We start from the raw sequence: 15,984 nt of genomic DNA, 5'->3' as shown, positions 1-15,984 counted from the left end.
CGAACGTGGCGGCTTGCCACCCAGCAACGAGCGCGATCAGCGGCATGTGAGGATGCCTTCCAGCCGGTCCGACGAACTGTCGTGCGACCCAGTTTGCACGTGACGCGTTACCGGACGGGAACCTCTGGGACCGCGATCACCTTCCTCTTGAACGCCGCGAACCTGCCCCAGCGGTACGACAGAAGATTGCTCTTCGGCCTCGGCCGTACCCGTCGGTGCACCGCCACCAGGAAAGTCAGATCGATATACCGGACCGGCTGGGTTCGGAATGACCCGGACGGGTTCGCCCGGTCTGGTCACGGTTCCGTCCGCTCTGCGTGGACCACTGCCGATCATCCGTGCTCGTAGCGTCGATCGTTGCATCGAAGCCGCTGTCCTGCGTCCGAAAGGGACCGTAAGTTCGCGAGTTGCCTGCGGCCGGTCGATGACGTCGCTGTGGTAGCCGGACACGATACGTGGCACGGCGAGAGCACGTCGAGAGGCAGATATGTCGAACGTTGCGCGGATCCTGGGAGAAATGCCCCCAAAGGAACGTTCCAGAATCCCGGAAGGACGAATTCTGGAACTCGAACGGGAGCTGGGAGATGAAACGGTCATTACTTTCACTCGATGCCACTTCCCGTTCGGCACCCTGGTGGTCACCGCCAGCCGCATCATCATTCTATTGCAGGACGGCGGAGTTGATGTTACGCGGTTCGCCGACATTGCGAGTTTTTCGCTGATCGAGGGCCGCAAGAAGATTCTTGGTGGCCATTCGGAGACAATATTCTGCACCCAGATGCGCGACGGTACGCGGTTCACCGGGCAGAGCGTCGGGACTGACGGACAATGGGGCATCCATGCGGCGCGCCAGATGCTCGCCGCGCACGAAACCTATTCCCTGAGAGCACGCTGACAGATGCCGTATCCAAATATGCCGACGGCTGTGGTCCTGACTGCTTTGGAACTGGAACACGCCGCAGTGGTCGAACACTTGTCGCCGCCAACCAGCGAGCGCATCGAACGTGGTCTGCTCTTCGATGTCGGCACATTCGAAGGGCGAACGCCATGGCGTGTCGCGGTGGCCCAGGTCGGGCCCGGCAACCCGTCGGCCGGAGTGTTGCTGGAGCGCGCCGTCGCTGTGTTCAAACCGGGGATAGCGATGTTCGTTGGCATCGCAGGCGGCCGCAAGGACGTCCGGCACGGGGACGTGGTTGCGGCCGACGCCGTCTACGACTACGAATCCGGCAAGGACGGCAACAGCATCTATCTGCCACGGATCAAGACGTCGGCACCTTCGTTTGCATTGGTACAGCGCGCACAGGCTGTCGTACGCCGGTCCCGCTGGCAGGAACGGATCAAGCCAACGCCGCCAACGACCCGCCCCGCGGCGTTCGTCAAGCCGGTTGCGGCTGGAGGAAAGATCGTAGCCCACGACCGGTCGGACACCGCACGACTGCTAGCGGCGTATTGCGGCGACGCGTTAGCCGTCGATATGGAGAGCTACGGATTCCTGCGCGGCGCATATGTGAACGAAGGTGTCGCCACGCTTGTTGTGCGCGGGATCTCGGACCTGCTGAGCGACAAGACTGAGGCGAACGATCGGCAATGGCAGGCCGTCGCCGCGCAAAATGCCGCCGCATTCGCGTTCGAGGTACTCGCGAACAGCCACGGGAATGACAAGCCCGCCACCATCTCGACTGACCGACCACCGGCCGATCGGTGGACCCAGCACAACGCCCCGGCTGGCGGCGGCACAGTCTACGCGAATCAAGGTGGCGACCAGACGATCTACTTAGACAATAAGTGAGGAGTGCGATGGGCCTCTCCGATGACCACAATAACCCGAATGATCCGCCGCGGTACACGCAGCAGAATGCTCCCCATTCTGGTGGCAGCGTATATGCCAACCAGGGCCCCGGAAACCAGATCATCAACTCACTGCCGGAAAAGCGTGGCGTCGGATTCGACACCAAGGCACTTCTTGTAGTGCTATTGGTCGATGGAATCTACTTCTTTTATGGTATGTCATCGTATACGGGCCGGAATACTGCAGGGGATGAATGGCGCGCTGCCTTCTTTTTCGTCCTGTTGGTCGTGACCGTGGGCGTGGTCAGGCGGTGGCTGCGCCGGAGGGTTTGACAGCCGGCGGCGGGGTAGACGCAACCGCCTTGCAGCGAGCCTCGGCGGTCGGCTCAGATCGTGGCCACATTCGTCTCGGTCGCCATCAGCACCCATATCTCGCGCAGCGCTCAAATGATCGAAGGGATTGCAATGTCGCTGGAAAAGTACGTTGAGTTCGATGCGGCGCAGCGGACCTACCGCATCAAGGTGCGCCTCAACAACACTTATGATATACACGGGCTTAATGCGTTGATGCAGCAGGTTGGAATCTACGATGACCTGAACTCGGGTGAGAAGCTTTTTGTGAACTGGAGCTCAATTCCAGTGCTGAGATTCAGCGACGCCCCAGACTCAGACTGAGCGGGTCGCACTGTTCTCAGCAGATCCGACACCTGGTCTGTGCCGCTGGGCGGCACTGTCGGTGTTGAGCGGCGCACGGCACTCGGAGGACTGACTTCGATGGCACGGCCGCGGACCACCCTTCTTGTCATCCAGGAGGCCCGCGTCAGGTCAAGTGGTGCCGCCGGGGCCGAGATGACTGGCACGTTTGCCCATCGATGCTCTTCAGTCGCGATGGCTCGATATCCCGCGCAGGTCAGGGCAATGTGACTACCTGGGCTGCGTAGGAGAGGCCGGCGCCGAAGCCCACGAGCAATGCGGGGCCGGTCGCGTCGGGCAGGGCTGCCATTGCCTGGGGGATGGAGGCCGCGCCGGTGTTGCCGTTGGTGGTGATGTCGGTGGCCACCTGGACGTGCGGGCCGAGCCCGATGGCTTTGGCGGCGGTCGAGGTGATGCGCAGGTTGGCCTGGTGGGGGATGAAGGCCGCCAGGTCGTCCGCGGAGATGCCGGCGGCGTCCAGCGCGCGCCTGGCCAGGCCGGGAATGACGGAGGTCGCCCAGCGGAAGACTTCCGGGCCGGCCATGCGCAGGATGCCCTCCTCGTCGTAGCGCAGCAACTCACTGCCGGAGCCGTCGGCACCCCAGACCACCGGGCCGATGCCGCATGCCGGTGCCGGACCGATGACCACCGCGCCGGCGCCGTCGCCGAAGAGGAATGCTGTGCTGCGGTCGCGCTCGTCGATGATGTCGGTCATGCGCTCGGCGCCGACCAGGACCACGTAGTCGGCCGAGCCGTTGCCGACGAGCGCGTCGGCGGTGGCAAGTGCGTACGGGAATCCGGCGCAAGCCGCTCCCAGATCCATCGCGGCGGCCGCGGTGGCGCCGAGCGCGTCGGCCACCAGTGGTGCCGTAGTGGTCGCGCGGCCGCGGTGGGACATCGTTGCCACCAGGACGGCCGAGACGTCGCGGGGATCGACGCCGGCGCCGGCCAGAGCTTTGGAGGCGGCCGCCGCGGCCATCGTGACCAGGTCCTCGTCGGGTGCGGCGCGTCGGCGCGACTCGATGCCGCAGCGGCGGCGGATCCATTCGTCGCTCGAGTCGATCAGGGCCGCGATCGTCTCGTTGCCCACCTCGGTCCGTGGGCGGTACGTGGCGACGCTCAGGATGCGCGACCCGGGGTGACCGGAGCGGCGCTGCAGGTGGATGGCCATGGCCAGAATCCAAGCATGCCCGTCTGGGTGCCCTCCGATTCCTTCATTCCTCGCCGGTAACTAAGGCCCTTAGACCCTTCCCGGAGGCGAATCTCCTGAGCTGACGGGCCTCGCGCGCCGTCGCCCGGCCATCAGCGCGAGCCCTCCACCGAGCAGGACGAGCAGGCCACCGGTCGCCGCGATCCACGCAGCGGGGGCGCCGGTGATCGGCAAACCTCCGCCGCCGCCCTCGCCGCCCGTCACGCCTTCGACGGCGGTCGCCTCGGTGGTGGCGTACGACCTCGGCTTGCGGTCGCCGTCCGACCGCTTCCAGGTGACGACGGGTGCGACCACGCGGTAGTCGGCCGAGGCCGTGAACGGGACCTTGACGCTGAACGTGCCGGTCTTTCCGGCCCTGGTGGTCGCGACCGTGTGCCACGCCGCGCCGGCCGACGTGCGTGATTGCACCTGGAGCCCGCGGCCCTCGTCGTCGTAGGTGTCGACCTGGCACCAGAAGTGCGAGCAGAAGCGTACGAGCCGCTCGGATTTGCCGTTGATCGTGAGTTTGCCACCGATGGTCGCCGTGTGCGGGATGGTCGCGGTGAGCCCGGTGCCTTGAACGGACAGGGTGGGGTAGCCGCCGTACTGCTGCCATTCGTTCGGCACGGCCCGCAGTCCGACGTCGACCGGCGATTGCCGGGACGGCACGAGGAGCTGACGGGCCGCTGTCGGCCCGGAGAGCTCGTCGTACTCGTCGAAGGAGACCGTCGAGGCGATCGGGATGTACTTGTACGGCAGCACCGGCGGGAGGTCGAGCGGGTCCCCCGGGTTGGGGTCGTTGTCCTTGCCCGGCTCCCAGGTCATGAGGATCGACCCGTCCTCATGCGGGCTGCAGCGGCACCTCATTGGGTTGTCCCGCTTCCGTGAACTGCGGATTCTGCCCGATGGTCGTGCCGTCAGCGGCGACAATATCGACCCGATTGCGTACGTCCCCGGTCTCGCTCCAGGTGATCGTCGCACCGTCGTGCGCGCTGGAATTCCACGCCGACGTCACGTCGGTGGGCGCGGGTTCGGTCGGCGCGGCCAGCGCGATCGGCGCACCACCGAGCGCGGCGGCCGCTACCAAAGCAGCGAGACTCCCCAGCATCGGCGCAGGTTAGCGACATCCCTCGATCGATTACAGGCCACCGATGCCGGATGCGAATTCCGACGTACGGGATCAGTGCGTGGGGCCGGTCCCGGCGATGGCGGCGAGGGCGGTCAGGTAGCGATCTGAGATGAAGACCTTGGTGATTCGGCGGAGCTTGTAGCCGAGCGGGCGCTTTCGCCATGTGGCGTTCGGGCGAACTAAGCGCAGCCACAGCCACCGTTTGGTGATCTCGTGGACGACACCTATCCACGCCATCCGCGAGTGGAACCGTCTTTCCTGCTCGATGGCGATCATTGGCGAGATCGCGCTCATGCCTCTGAGCAGACCCGCGGTCGTGTCCAGGTCGAGGTTCGCTGGGGCGGTGGGTGGCCACTCGGGCTGGGTCCGGGCGAAGCGCTCCTCGAACGAGAGGTCCCTCTTGACCGTCACCACATCCTTGACGCGGATGGCGATCAAGCCCTCGAAGAAGCCGCCATCACCGGTGTGCGCGATCAAGGCCCATTTGGAGCCGACCGCTACGACGATGCCGTCGATTCGGTCGGCGTTGCGCGGAGACCGTTTGATGCGTACGAGAGCTTGCGACCCGGCTGCACGACGGAGCCGGTCAGCCTTGCTCACCCTCGATGACGTCATGCCGCGGATCCTCGCACGGCGACGTCCATCTCCTCCTCGAAATAGACGGGTCCGGCTCCTTGCTGGTGACGCGCGTTTCCCGGTATCAGTGCGGTCGTGGCGCGGGCTCGCCACGCTGTTCCCGTGACGAGTGCCGCCGCCCACCGTCGCGGCCGCCCTGTCGTGCGGGCGTCATGCGTGGTCGAGTGGGGTGAAATAGGCCTTGAGGCTTTCGCAGCCGTCTCCCGCCGCGCCGTCGGCCCGGATCGTTGCGGAGCTGTTCCCGGCGATCGTGGTGACGCCGACCGGGATGACCCCGCGGGCCTGCTGCGGGCGGCCGGCCGGTGGCTGGTCCCAGAGGATGCAGACCACCCCGGCCGCTACCTTCTCCTGGTTGGGGTTGGTGAGTTCGACCGACTGGAACGGCCCGTCCTGCGACGTCGGCTTCCCGGCGACGTCGACCGCCTTCACCACCACGTCCTGCGGCGCGACCGGAAACTTCACCCTGGCCGAGGCGCGGACGGTCACCCGCACGTCCGCCACCTTGGACGTGTCGCCGCCGGTGAAGGCGAGAACGTCGAGGGAGGTCATCCGGGCCGGAGCGAGCAGTCGGCCCACATCGCTTCCGTAGAGCGTGGTCACGTGGATTCCCGCCAGCACCGCGCCGGAACTGTCGACCGGCACGATTTCCAGCGTCGGCACCTCGGCCGATCGACCGGAGTTGATGATCTCCACGGTTTGATCCATCAGGCCGGACCCGTTGTGATGGTGGTAGGCGAAGGTCAGCGGCGGCACCCTGTTCCACTCCGTCATGCATGCCGTGACCAGGAGGAACATAGCGGTGACCGCGAGCGCTGCGGGGACGCGTAGGGCAGGGCGGAGGATCACGGATCGGAGTATTTCAGAACACCGGCCGTGGCGAGGGGCGGGTGAAACCGTTACGAGCCTGCTGACTGCGGCGGGGTCGCGGGTCTGGCCTTCTGCGGGTGGAGCGTCTCGTGCCGGGCCAGCATCGCTACGACTTCGATGATCTTTCGTTGCCGCGTCTCAGCTCGTTTGACGCCGGTGACCCGGTAGATGATGGCGAAGAGGTTGCTCTTGGTGAGTACGTCGAACATTGCCTGGGCGGCCGGGACGGCGGCGATTGCGGCGATGAGGTCGGCCGGCGCCTCGGCCTCCGAGACCGGGGCGTAGGCGGCCGCCCAGCGTCCGTCCGCCTTCGCGGCTTCCACCGCGGCGCGGCCCCGGGGCAGGATGCGCCCCTCGGCCTCCAGCCGGGCCACGTGGCCGACGTTGCGCTGCGACCAGGAACTGCGGGCTGCGCGCGGGGTGAACCGGATCCACGAGATGTCCTGATCCCCCTTACGGCCCTGGCCATCGATCCAACCGACGCACAGGGCCTCGTCGACCGCCTGCTGCCAGGTCAGCGATGTGACCGTGCCGCCCTTCCGGCCGAGGGCCAGCCAAACGCCGGTCGACGTGGCGTGGTTGCTCAACAACCACACTCGCAGTGCCTCGGCGTCCGCGACGATCAACTCATCCAGTTCGGCTTTTCCCACACCAGCAGGCTAACCGTTCACCACGACAGCAACCCTCACCGGCCGCGTCGCAGCGGCGGCGCGCAGGGCGGTCAGATCATCGTCGTTGTCGAGGGTGGCTGGGTGTCGTGGAGAGTGGCGCCGCTGGAGCGCCACTCGAGTGCCTCCGGGGTTTCGTGGTAGGCGAGCAGGTGCTGGCCGGCGATCTTCTGGAGCAGGTCACGGACCTGGGCGGGGTTCGCGTAGAAGAATTCACGCCGTACGTTCACCTTGTTGACGCGCTGGGCGGCGAGCGCGGCGTGGAGTTGGCCTTCGAGGCCGACGGCGTCGTGGCTGAAGATCAGTGCGTGGGTGTCGAAGCGGAACGGGACCGACGCATCGCCGAGTTCCCGGACGCGGTCCTCGGGGTCGAGGCGGCGGGTCATGCCGATCTTGACCATGTCGGGGCCGAAGGCGCCGTAGTTGGAGATCACGTAGACATAACCCGCTCGGGTGTTGGCCTCCCGTGCCTCCACGCCCGCGATCGCGTCGCCGATCTCGGCCAGCTTCGCCTCCATCTCGCTGACCGCCGCGGCGTCGCCCTTGGCGTGCAGCTTGGCCAGTGCGGCCTCGTAGTGGGACTGTTCCTTGGCGAGTCGGGCCTTCTCCCGTTCGAGTTCGGCGAGCGCGGCGCGTTCCTCACGCTGGTGTTCCCGCTCTTCGCGTACGCGTTCCTTCTCCTCGTCGAGTTTCGCCCGGTAGTCCGCGGTCATCCCGATCTCGTGGATGCGGAGCTGGTGATAGCGGGGCGAGACCCGAATTCCCATGGTCTTGCCGAGCCGGGCGATCGTGTGGGCGACCTTGTCGAGTCGTTCGACCGTGGTGTGCAGGCGGTGCGGGCGGACCCGGGCCACGCAGCCGTCGGCTTCGGCGTTGTAGGCGCGCAGCATGAGCTTGGTGTACTCGTTGACCATCTTGCGGCCCTCGACGGTGGAGCCGTTCACCGTCCATCCGTTGCCGGCCTCGACCGCTGTTCCGCTGCGCGCCATGGCCTTGATCTGATCGGTGAGATCGGCGAGCTGTCCCTTGTAGGCGACCGCGTCGGCGAGCGGATGCTGGTACCGGTAGATCCCGACCTCCTGCAGCTCCGCCTCCTCCGACGTGCGGACCAACTCGGCCCGCTGGTGGGTCAGCTGACCCTCGAGGGTGGCCTGCTCGGCACGCAGCCGCTGCAGTTGGTCGCGCAGCCGGAAGGCTTCGGCGCTGACCGCGGACGGGTCGAGGCCCATGACCGCGGTGAGCTGGCGCCGCAGATCTTCGTTCTCCTCCTCCAGCCGGCGCTTGCCACCGAAGATGCCACGCGCGGTGTCGGCCGGCGCGGGCGGCGCCGCCGTCTCCGGGAGACCATGAACAACCGGCACCACCGGCCGGTTACTGTCCGGAGGCGGGGCGGCGGGCGCTTCCGGCAGCCACCACGGCCAGCCCTGCGGGGCGGGCGGCCAGGACGGATCCGGTTGCCAGCCCTCCGGCGGAGTCCAATCCGCGGGCGGCGTGGGCCAGCCTGGCGGCGTGTTGAATCGATACGTCGGCACCGCGGACAGCCCCTTCAAGATCTACGTTCCGTAACCGAGGCCCTTCACCGTAGTCACCTCGGTGGTCGGCAGCTATCACCCGCACGGCGCACGCCGCTCGCCTACCGGCCCGGTCGTTGCAGGGGTCTCGGCGGCGTCGAGAAGAGTGTGGAGCGCTGGGTGAGTGATCGGGTGGAAGGCAGATATGCGGTTCAATGCGGTGTTTGCGGACCTTGTGGGGGAGGCGGCGCTCGAAGACGTTTCGCTGCCGGATCTGTTTCGGGGGGCCGTTGACGACGGGTGGACCGTCGATGAGCGTGGGGCCTGGCTGTTGCGTCGCTTCCTTGCCACCTACTCGGGGTCGCCGTCTGCCTTCAGTGATGTGACCGGCTATGAGGCCGCCGTTAACGGTCGTGGCATTCCGGACCTTGATCTCGACGTCGGGGGGAAGGCTCGGGCCGCGGCGCTCGCCCGGCGTGGTGCTGCCTTTGCTCGGGCGGCGCTTGCCCGGCTGAATGCTGACTTTCCGGATCATCCGGCTGCCGTCGCGTACGTCTCGATCAGTGACGTGGACATGGATGACGAGGTGGTCTACGTGGGGGACGTGACCTTTGTCAGCGTGCATGACGGGGAGCCGCCCTACCTTGCGGACCTGGACGGGATGGCCGAAGGGGCGGTGCTGGCGATCGACTCCGCGGAATGCTGAGAGTCAGTCGGTCCGGAGCAGGGTGTAGACGGTGGTGATCAAGCCGTCTTTGACCAGGGCTATGTCCAGGCCGCGCACCACCGGGGGCCGGCCCTCGGGGCCGAAGTTCCACTCCAGGTAGCCCAGGTCGTGGTTGACCCTGGTGGGGCCGGCTGCGGTGAAGACGAAATCGGGGGCGCCGGCGAGGATTTTGGCGGCCTTGGCGTTCAGCGCCTCGTGGCCGGTGACTATCTCGTCGGGGTCGGAGAACTGGACCTCGGGGGCGTACGTCCTGGTGATTGCTTCTCGGCGGCGGGTGGAGTCTCGCTCGTTGAAGACCTCCAGGAGATTTGCCTGCATGAGCTGCTCGATCGTCGCCATGCTCGCGATCGTACGTCGTGATCTTGGAGGTTGACCTGTGTCTTTGCTGGCACTTACAGGTTTTGTGACGTTCATTTCGAGTCCGGGGCCGGGGCGTGGTGGAGCTGTTTAACTGGCCGGGCGAGTAGAACTCACACGGGAGGTTCGCATGAGCAGCATCACCACGAACGACGGCACGGAGATCTTCTTCAAGGACTGGGGCACCGGTCAGCCGATCGTGTTCAGCCACGGCTGGCCTCTGTCGGCCGATGACTGGGACGCCCAGTTGATGTTCTTCCTGCAGAAGGGCTATCGGGTCGTCGCGCACGACCGGCGCGGCCACGGGCGGTCCACCCAGACCAGCGAGGGTCATGACATGGACCATTACGCCGATGACCTGGCCGCGGTCACCGCGCATCTCGACCTGCACGACGCCGTCCACGTCGGGCATTCCACCGGTGGTGGCGAAGTGGTGCACTACATCGCGCGGCACGGTGAGAGCCGGGTCGCCCGGGCGGTGCTGATCAGCGCCGTTCCGCCGATCATGGTGCAGACCGAGGCCAACCCGGGTGGCCTGCCGAAGAAGGTCTTCGACGACATCCAGACCCAGGTGGCGACCAACCGGTCCAGCTTCTACCGGGATCTGCCGTCGACCGCCTTCTACAACTTCAACCGGCCTGGGGTGGAGCCGAACGAGGCGATCATCCAGAACTGGTGGCGGCAGGGCATGATGGGCGGCGCCAAGGCGCACTACGACGGAGTCGTGGCGTTCTCGCAGACCGACTTCACCGAGGACCTCAAGAAGATCACGGTGCCGGTGCTGGTCATGCACGGCGACGACGACCAGGTCGTGCCGTACGAGGACTCGGCTCCGCTCTCCGCGGCGCTGGTGCAGAACGGCACGCTCAAGACGTACGCGGGCTTCCCGCACGGCATGCCGACCACCCACGCGGACACCATCAACGCCGACCTGCTGGCCTGGCTGCAGGGCTGATAAGGGCTCCAGGCCTGATCGGGTGACGGGACTCGCACCGGCAACCGGTGCGAGTCCCACTAGCATCAGGGCGTGACGAGACGGGTCGCACTGGCGCTTGGATCGGGCGGCGCCCGCGGGTTCGCCCACATCGGCGTCGTCCAGGTGCTGCTCGAGCGCGACTGCGAGGTCGTGGCGATCGCCGGCTCGTCGATGGGCGCCCTGGTCGGCGGGGTGCTGGCGGCGGGGCAGCTGACCGAGTTCACCGAGTGGGCGGTGGGGCTCAAGCAGCGCGACGTGCTGCGGCTTCTCGATCCCACCTGGTCCCTGCCGGGGGTGCTGGCGGCCGACCGGCTGATCGATCACCTGGGCAGCTTCCTCACCGACGCGATGATCGAGGACCTGCCGATCCCGTACACCGCGGTGGCCACCGACATCACCAGCCGGCGCGAGGTGTGGTTCCAGAAGGGGCTGCTGCGCTCGGCGATCCGGGCATCCATCGCCATTCCGGGGCTGATCACGCCGGTGGTCGTGGACGGGCGGGTGCTGGCCGACGGTGGCCTGCTCAACCCGGTGCCGATCGAGCCGACCGCGGCGGTGCCGGCCGACCTGACGGTGGCCGTCTCGCTGCTCGGGCGGCGGCCGGACCACGAGTCGGCGGCCCCGATCCGGGCGGCGGCGAAGCGCAGCTGGACCGCTCGGCTGCTGCCGGCGAGATCCGTCGTGGCCCCGACCGTCGACCTGCGGCTGAGCGACGTGGTGATCAACTCGCTGGACGCGATGCAGGACATGATCGCCCGCTATCGGATGGCGGGCCTGCCGCCGGACGTACACATCGCCGTGCCGGTGACCGCGAGCGGAGTGCTGGAATTCCACCGGGCCGCCGAGATGGTCGCCCTCGGCCGCGAGCTGGCCACCAAAGCGCTGGACGACGCGGGCTGGTGAGACCCAGATCAACGGCATTGACGCGGGGAATCGCAGTACGGTGTCGACGTGTCGTTGAAAACCGATTTGACCAGTGCAGACCTGAATGAGATTCGGCGCTCGGCGCTCGGCGCGGCCGATCCGCTGGGCGTCGCGGCCGAGCTCGCCGACGCGGTGGACGCCGGGCGGCTCGCCGACCAGGCCGACGCCGGGTACGCCCTGGCCCTGGCGGCCGAGATCGCCGAGAGCCGGGCCAAGTTCGACGCCGCCCTGCGCTACGTGGACCGGGCCGTCGAGGCGTACGGGACCCGGGACGACAGCGAGACCGGCGCCGCCCGGGCCCTGCGCGCCCGGATCCTGTTCCAGACCGGCCACGACGACGAGGCGATGGCCGAGCTCGAACCGCTGCGCCCGCTGCTCACCCGCTATCCGGACGCGTCCGCCTACCTCAGCTCGGCGCTGGACATCGGCAAGCGCGCCCGGCTCGCCGAACAGTGGCTGACCGAGGCCGTGCAGAGCACCCTGGCCGAGCGGGACAGCGCCGAGCCGGCCAACGCGGAGGACGCCGGCCAGCTCTTCTTCCTGCTCCAGCAGCGGCACCGCATCCGGCACGCCATCGGCCTGCCGCACGACAACCACGACAACCTGGCCGAGCGCCTGGAGACCCGGCTGGCCAACGCCACCGCCGCGGAGGCCGCCACCGAGCACGAGCTGGTGTTCTTCCCGCAGGCCGAGTTCGAGCGGCTGCGGGCGAAGTGGCCGGCCGCGACGGCGTACGGCGAGAGCTTCGACGAGCACCGCGCCCACCTGGAGACGGAACTGGTCCGGCTGGCGGGCGCGGGCCGGGTCGGGCTGGCGGTGCTGCCGGGTGCCCTCGACGGGCTGACCGGGGACCCGGCCGAGGCGAAGACCCGGGCGGCGTACGCGCGTCAGCTGGCCGCGAGTTCGCGGCGGATCAGCTGGCCGCCGGAGCGCAACGCGGCGTGCTGGTGCGGGTCGGGCAACAAGTACAAGAAGTGCTGCCTGCCGCGTTCCCGCGGCTGAAAAGGGTCAGGGCGTGGCCGCGGCGACCAGTTCCTGGCACGCGGCCACCCCGTCCGGGTCGGCGTAGCCGCCGGCCGGGACCGTGCTGGTGCCCAGATACCAGTTGTCCAGCTGCCAGTAGGCGATGATGTGGAAGTCGTGGCTGGTCAGCCATGTCCGGGAGGCGCGGATGGCGGAACCGCGGGACGCCCGGGTGCCCTGGTCGTCGTCGATGCCCCACTCCGGCAGGGTCAGCGGCTTGCCGAGCCCGGAGACCGCGTTGTACCAGCGGATCATCCGCGGGTCGGCGTCCACGCTGACCGGGTCGTCCGGTTCGCTGCCCCGGGTGCTGGCCTGCCAGTAGAGGTCCAGCCCGTACGCGTCGGCGTAGGCGGCCGGGACCAGCCAGTCCTGGATCTCCCGGTCCCCGCCGGTGCCGTTGTTGGTGACGCCGGTCGACCCGCTCCGCCATTGATAAGACATATAGATGGGTACGACGTTGAGCGTCGAGTTGGCCGCCTTCGCGACCGTGTAGACGCGCTGGAACGCGGCCACGAACTGCACCCCGGTCATGTCGTTCTCGGGCTCGTGGTTGTAGGTCAGATAGCTGCCGGCCGGCATCGCCGTGGCGATGTTCTGGATCTCGGTGTCGCAGGTCCCGGCCGCGACCCCGGCCGGCGTGCAGGACGTCTTGAACGAGTACCAGAGCACCGCGCCGTTGTTGTTGTGGCAGTTGACGGCGTTGGACGGGGGTAATTGCCCGGCCGAGGCGAACACCCGGCGGATGCCGAGGTTGCCCAGGTGGGTCCGTTCGTCGAGGAAGCCGGCGCAGGTGTTGCCGCTGCCGACGGTGTCGGCCGCGGAGGTGGTCGCGCCGACGGCGAGGGTGGGCAGCGCCGCGTGGGCCGCTGTGGGCACGGCCGCCGTCGCAAGGATGACGACGGCGGCCGTGGCGAGCGTTCTGCGAAACGTGGCCATGGCCGGAGCGTAGGCAGACATATAAATAGATCGCCATACGACGATGCGTGAGTGAGTTCCGCTCACCCGGCGGTCAGCACGTCCCGCAGGCCGATGGCCGGGCGCGCGTCGGCCGAGGTCGGCACGGTCTCGGCGCCGCGGACGGTCAGCCCGTCGATGTGCCGGAAGAAGTGGCCGTACACCGGAAGGATGCCGTAGCCGGTGGCGGTCCAGAGGCTGCTCTCCGGGTATTCGCCGCGGTATTCGATCGGCTCGGCCGGGATCTTGGTGACGCCACCCGGCACCGCGGTCCGCACGTTGCTGACCAGCACGTCGTAGACCCGGTAGGTGGTGCCGTCGATGATCTGGCCGGTCACGATGGACGGCTCCACGAGGTGCGTCGCGGTGATGTCCTCCAGCCGCACTCCGCTCGCCCAGGCGGGCAGCGGCGGGTTGGTGCGGTCGGCGGTCCGGCGGCCGAGCAGCACGAAGTAGGCGAGCCGGGAACCGTCGACGGTGATCCGCCGGAACGCCAGCTGCGCGGCCACCCCGCCGTCGGTCACGTTCACCGTGATCGCGCCCTTGTCGGTGTGCTTGACCAGGACGTCCTCCATGGCGACATCGCGGAACGCGCCGAAGCTGGCGGTGCCGAGCTTCAGGCCGTTGGCCCGGGTCGACCGGGCGACCGTGGACTGCCGCACGGTGACGTGGTTGACCCCGGCCACGGTGTTCGACTTGAGGCAGATCGCGTCGTCGTCGGCCCACACCGTGGTTCGCTCGATCAGCACGTTGCTGCTGTCGACCACGTCGATGCCGTCCCGGTTGTACTTGAGGTCGCTGTCCAGGTTGACGTCGGCGATCAGCAGGCCGTCGACCTGGACCGGCATCACCGCCCAGGCCGCCGAGTTGCGCAGGTACACGTTGCGGATGCTGATGTCGCGGCCGCTCATCGGGGCCAGCAGGGTCGGCCGGACCAGGCCGCAGGCGCTGCCCTCGCAGTTGACCCACTGCGCCGCGGTGCCGTTGCCGTCGATCGTGCCGCCGCCGTCGATCCGGATGTTGCTCGCCCCGATCGAGTAGAGCAGGGCCTTCCAGTCGCCGATGCCGGTCTCCGGCGAGCCGTTCCTGATCAGTGGATAGTCGGCGTCGGCCTGGCTGCCGAGCAGCGTCGAGCCGCGGGAGATCCACAGCGTCATGTCCGACTTGAGGCGCAGGCTGCCGGTCCGGAAAGCGCCGCCGTCCAGCTTGACCGTGCCGCCGGCCGGGGTCTCGTCGATCGCCCGCTGGATGGCCGCCGTGTTCAGCGTCGTGCCGTCCGGCACCGCGCCGTACGCGGTCACGTCCTTGATCGTGCCGAGGTCGGCCGGGGCGTTCTGGTAGACGAGCAGGTTGTCCACCATCACCGTGCCGGTCTGCCCGGCGCCGACCCCGAACAGCAGCCGGCTGATGCTGGTCGCCGTCTGGTCGCGGAACACCCACTGCGGCACCGAGGTCGACCCGGCGGTGGCCGAGGGGGAGAAGCGCTTCCCGTCGATGTAGATCTCGAACCGATGCGTGGTGACGTTGATCGCCAGGTGCACCGTGTACCACTCGCCGGCCGTGATCGTGGCCAGCTGGTAGCCGGTGGTGCCGTCCCAGTAGACAAGGTGATTCTGGACGAACTGGAGCGAGATGACCGGACTGGCCGCGTCGTTCTGCAGGTAGAGCGCCACCTTGGTGCCGGTGGTCTCGTCGGTGCGCAGGTTGGCGTGCACGAAGAAGACGGCGCTCTGCGCGGGGAAGGACCGCAGCGCGCTGACCCCGTCGGCGGTCGTGCTCTTGGCCAGGCGCAGGCTGCGGTCGGCGGCGCTCGGGGTGGCGACCACCGCGACGCCCGCGGTCGCCTGGTAACCGGCCGGTGGCGCCCCGACCGGCGCGTCGTTGAAACCGTCCTCGACCAGGTACGACACCGACGGCGCCGGGATCGCGCGCACCACCACGTCGTCCACGTTCACGCTGCCGGCGTAGCCGTCCGGGACCCCGGTCGACAGCGCGGTCAGCTCGGTCGACGCCGACTCGAACGGCGCGTCGGTGATCAGCCGCGCGCCGTCGACGTAGAGGTCCCACTGCCGGTCGGCGGTGTTCAGCTCGGCCCGGATCGCATACCACCGGTTGTCGGCGGCGGCCGTGCCGGCCAGGTCGCCGTTGCGGATGACGACGCTCGCCACCGGCCCGGCGTTGCCGGCGATGGTCAGCACGTCGAGGCGTCCGGCCACGCCGGAACCGCGGACCCGGGCCTCGGCCCGGACCGTCCCGGTGAGCGCGGTCAGCGTCGTCGTCGCGGTTCCGGCCCCGGTCACCTGCAGGCTCCGGTTGACCGCATCCGGCACCGGGACGACGCCGACGGTGGCGCCGCTGTCCGAAACTGACCAGCCGGCCGGCAGCGTGCCCACCGCGGCGTCGTTGAAGTCGAAGTCGGGCACCGCCGCCGCCTGCGCGACCGCCGGACCGAGGCCGGTGATGGTCAGCAGGACCGCGGCCGCCATGGCGAGCCGTCGTCGTCTCCCGGTCATTTCTGCTCCCCCGTGGATGGATGTGCATC

The 15,984-nt window shown here is 68.2% G+C and carries 18 protein-coding genes; 8 read left to right on the top strand and 10 right to left on the bottom strand.

The annotated features are described in order from the left end of the window. Window positions 1-487 precede the first annotated feature (487 nt). The 4 genes from Adu01nite_RS32225 to Adu01nite_RS32210 are packed head-to-tail and all read left to right on the top strand — an operon-like array spanning window position 488 to window position 2,463. Window positions 488-895, top strand: a complete 408-nt coding sequence (locus Adu01nite_RS32225; protein WP_203732534.1) for a hypothetical protein — start codon at window positions 488-490, stop codon at window positions 893-895. Between the two features lie 30 nt (window positions 896-925). Further along, window positions 926-1,789: a 5'-methylthioadenosine/S-adenosylhomocysteine nucleosidase family protein gene (locus Adu01nite_RS32220; protein WP_239132851.1), complete on the top strand. Its 864-nt coding sequence runs from the start codon at window positions 926-928 to the stop codon at window positions 1,787-1,789. A gap of 8 nt (window positions 1,790-1,797) precedes the next feature. Further along, entirely contained in the window at window positions 1,798-2,121 is a 324-nt protein-coding gene (locus Adu01nite_RS32215; protein ID WP_203732530.1) for a hypothetical protein, read from the top strand. Between the two features lie 60 nt (window positions 2,122-2,181). Continuing rightward, on the top strand, window positions 2,182-2,463 hold the full coding sequence (locus Adu01nite_RS32210) for a hypothetical protein (protein ID WP_203732527.1): 282 nt from the start codon (window positions 2,182-2,184) through the stop codon (window positions 2,461-2,463). A 235-nt stretch (window positions 2,464-2,698) separates the two neighbouring features. On the opposite strand, the gene Adu01nite_RS32205 is transcribed toward Adu01nite_RS32210, so the two are convergent. The 7 genes from Adu01nite_RS32205 to Adu01nite_RS32175 all read right to left on the bottom strand — a co-directional run bounded on the left by Adu01nite_RS32205 (window position 2,699) and on the right by Adu01nite_RS32175 (window position 8,502). Then, window positions 2,699-3,652, bottom strand: coding sequence for a beta-ketoacyl-ACP synthase 3 (locus tag Adu01nite_RS32205; RefSeq protein ID WP_203732525.1), 954 nt, complete (start codon window positions 3,650-3,652; stop codon window positions 2,699-2,701). 69 nt (window positions 3,653-3,721) lie between these two features. Beyond that, window positions 3,722-4,495, bottom strand: a complete 774-nt coding sequence (locus Adu01nite_RS32200) for a hypothetical protein (RefSeq protein ID WP_203732523.1) — start codon at window positions 4,493-4,495, stop codon at window positions 3,722-3,724. A 16-nt stretch (window positions 4,496-4,511) separates the two neighbouring features. Continuing rightward, a complete protein-coding gene (locus Adu01nite_RS32195; RefSeq protein ID WP_203732521.1) occupies window positions 4,512-4,778 on the bottom strand; it encodes a hypothetical protein in 267 nt (88 codons plus the stop codon). A gap of 72 nt (window positions 4,779-4,850) precedes the next feature. Then, entirely contained in the window at window positions 4,851-5,399 is a 549-nt protein-coding gene (locus Adu01nite_RS32190) for a hypothetical protein (RefSeq protein WP_203732519.1), read from the bottom strand. 186 nt (window positions 5,400-5,585) lie between these two features. Further along, window positions 5,586-6,281 carry a hypothetical protein gene (locus Adu01nite_RS32185; protein WP_203732517.1) on the bottom strand — a complete coding sequence of 232 codons (696 nt, stop codon included), beginning with the start codon at window positions 6,279-6,281 and terminating at the stop codon, window positions 5,586-5,588. A gap of 50 nt (window positions 6,282-6,331) precedes the next feature. Continuing rightward, window positions 6,332-6,952: a YdeI/OmpD-associated family protein gene (locus Adu01nite_RS32180; protein ID WP_203732515.1), complete on the bottom strand. Its 621-nt coding sequence runs from the start codon at window positions 6,950-6,952 to the stop codon at window positions 6,332-6,334. 71 nt (window positions 6,953-7,023) lie between these two features. Then, a complete protein-coding gene (locus Adu01nite_RS32175; protein ID WP_239132850.1) occupies window positions 7,024-8,502 on the bottom strand; it encodes an SNIPE associated domain-containing protein in 1,479 nt (492 codons plus the stop codon). Window positions 8,503-8,686: 184 nt separating this feature from the next. Here Adu01nite_RS32175 and Adu01nite_RS32170 point away from each other — a divergent pair, with 184 nt between their 5' ends. Then, entirely contained in the window at window positions 8,687-9,187 is a 501-nt protein-coding gene (locus tag Adu01nite_RS32170) for a hypothetical protein (RefSeq protein ID WP_203732513.1), read from the top strand. 3 nt (window positions 9,188-9,190) lie between these two features. Here Adu01nite_RS32170 and Adu01nite_RS32165 read toward each other — a convergent pair whose 3' ends face one another. Continuing rightward, on the bottom strand, window positions 9,191-9,547 hold the full coding sequence (locus Adu01nite_RS32165; RefSeq protein WP_203732511.1) for a nuclear transport factor 2 family protein: 357 nt from the start codon (window positions 9,545-9,547) through the stop codon (window positions 9,191-9,193). Window positions 9,548-9,695: 148 nt separating this feature from the next. Between Adu01nite_RS32165 and Adu01nite_RS32160 the strand changes: the two genes are divergently transcribed. The 3 genes from Adu01nite_RS32160 (at window position 9,696) to Adu01nite_RS48595 (ending at window position 12,467) form a co-directional block, all read left to right on the top strand. Then, entirely contained in the window at window positions 9,696-10,520 is an 825-nt protein-coding gene (locus Adu01nite_RS32160; protein ID WP_203732509.1) for an alpha/beta fold hydrolase, read from the top strand. 72 nt (window positions 10,521-10,592) lie between these two features. Further along, a complete protein-coding gene (locus Adu01nite_RS32155) occupies window positions 10,593-11,444 on the top strand; it encodes a patatin-like phospholipase family protein (RefSeq protein WP_239132849.1) in 852 nt (283 codons plus the stop codon). 48 nt (window positions 11,445-11,492) lie between these two features. Further along, a complete protein-coding gene (locus tag Adu01nite_RS48595; protein WP_203732506.1) occupies window positions 11,493-12,467 on the top strand; it encodes an SEC-C domain-containing protein in 975 nt (324 codons plus the stop codon). Window positions 12,468-12,473: 6 nt separating this feature from the next. Here the strand turns inward: Adu01nite_RS48595 and Adu01nite_RS32145 are convergent, their stop codons facing one another. Both Adu01nite_RS32145 and Adu01nite_RS32140 read right to left on the bottom strand, forming a co-directional pair. Beyond that, complete coding sequence (locus Adu01nite_RS32145) at window positions 12,474-13,424, bottom strand: glycoside hydrolase family 26 protein (protein WP_203732504.1); 951 nt, start codon at window positions 13,422-13,424, stop codon at window positions 12,474-12,476. Between the two features lie 62 nt (window positions 13,425-13,486). Next, a complete protein-coding gene (locus tag Adu01nite_RS32140) occupies window positions 13,487-15,955 on the bottom strand; it encodes a glycoside hydrolase family 28 protein (protein WP_203732501.1) in 2,469 nt (822 codons plus the stop codon). Window positions 15,956-15,984 lie beyond the last annotated feature (29 nt).

The organism is Paractinoplanes durhamensis (assembly GCF_016862175.1).
Taxonomy (GTDB): domain Bacteria; phylum Actinomycetota; class Actinomycetes; order Mycobacteriales; family Micromonosporaceae; genus Actinoplanes; species Actinoplanes durhamensis.
Note: the sequence above shows the minus strand (reverse complement) of the source record. Positions and strands in the feature narration are given on the sequence as shown.

Excerpts from the sequence above, each read along its gene's own strand:
- Adu01nite_RS32225 (WP_203732534.1), top strand. The coding sequence starts at position 488 with ATGTCGAACGTTGCGCGGATCCTGGGAGAAATGCCCCCAAAGGAACGT.
- Adu01nite_RS32215 (WP_203732530.1), top strand. The coding sequence starts at position 1,798 with ATGGGCCTCTCCGATGACCACAATAACCCGAATGATCCGCCGCGGTAC.
- Adu01nite_RS32205 (WP_203732525.1), bottom strand. The coding sequence starts at position 3,652 with ATGGCCATCCACCTGCAGCGCCGCTCCGGTCACCCCGGGTCGCGCATC.
- Adu01nite_RS32200 (WP_203732523.1), bottom strand. The coding sequence starts at position 4,495 with ATGACCTGGGAGCCGGGCAAGGACAACGACCCCAACCCGGGGGACCCG.
- Adu01nite_RS32195 (WP_203732521.1), bottom strand. The coding sequence starts at position 4,778 with ATGCTGGGGAGTCTCGCTGCTTTGGTAGCGGCCGCCGCGCTCGGTGGT.
- Adu01nite_RS32170 (WP_203732513.1), top strand. The coding sequence starts at position 8,687 with ATGCGGTTCAATGCGGTGTTTGCGGACCTTGTGGGGGAGGCGGCGCTC.
- Adu01nite_RS32165 (WP_203732511.1), bottom strand. The coding sequence starts at position 9,547 with ATGGCGACGATCGAGCAGCTCATGCAGGCAAATCTCCTGGAGGTCTTC.
- Adu01nite_RS32160 (WP_203732509.1), top strand. The coding sequence starts at position 9,696 with ATGAGCAGCATCACCACGAACGACGGCACGGAGATCTTCTTCAAGGAC.
- Adu01nite_RS32145 (WP_203732504.1), bottom strand. The coding sequence starts at position 13,424 with ATGGCCACGTTTCGCAGAACGCTCGCCACGGCCGCCGTCGTCATCCTT.
- Adu01nite_RS32140 (WP_203732501.1), bottom strand. The coding sequence starts at position 15,955 with ATGACCGGGAGACGACGACGGCTCGCCATGGCGGCCGCGGTCCTGCTG.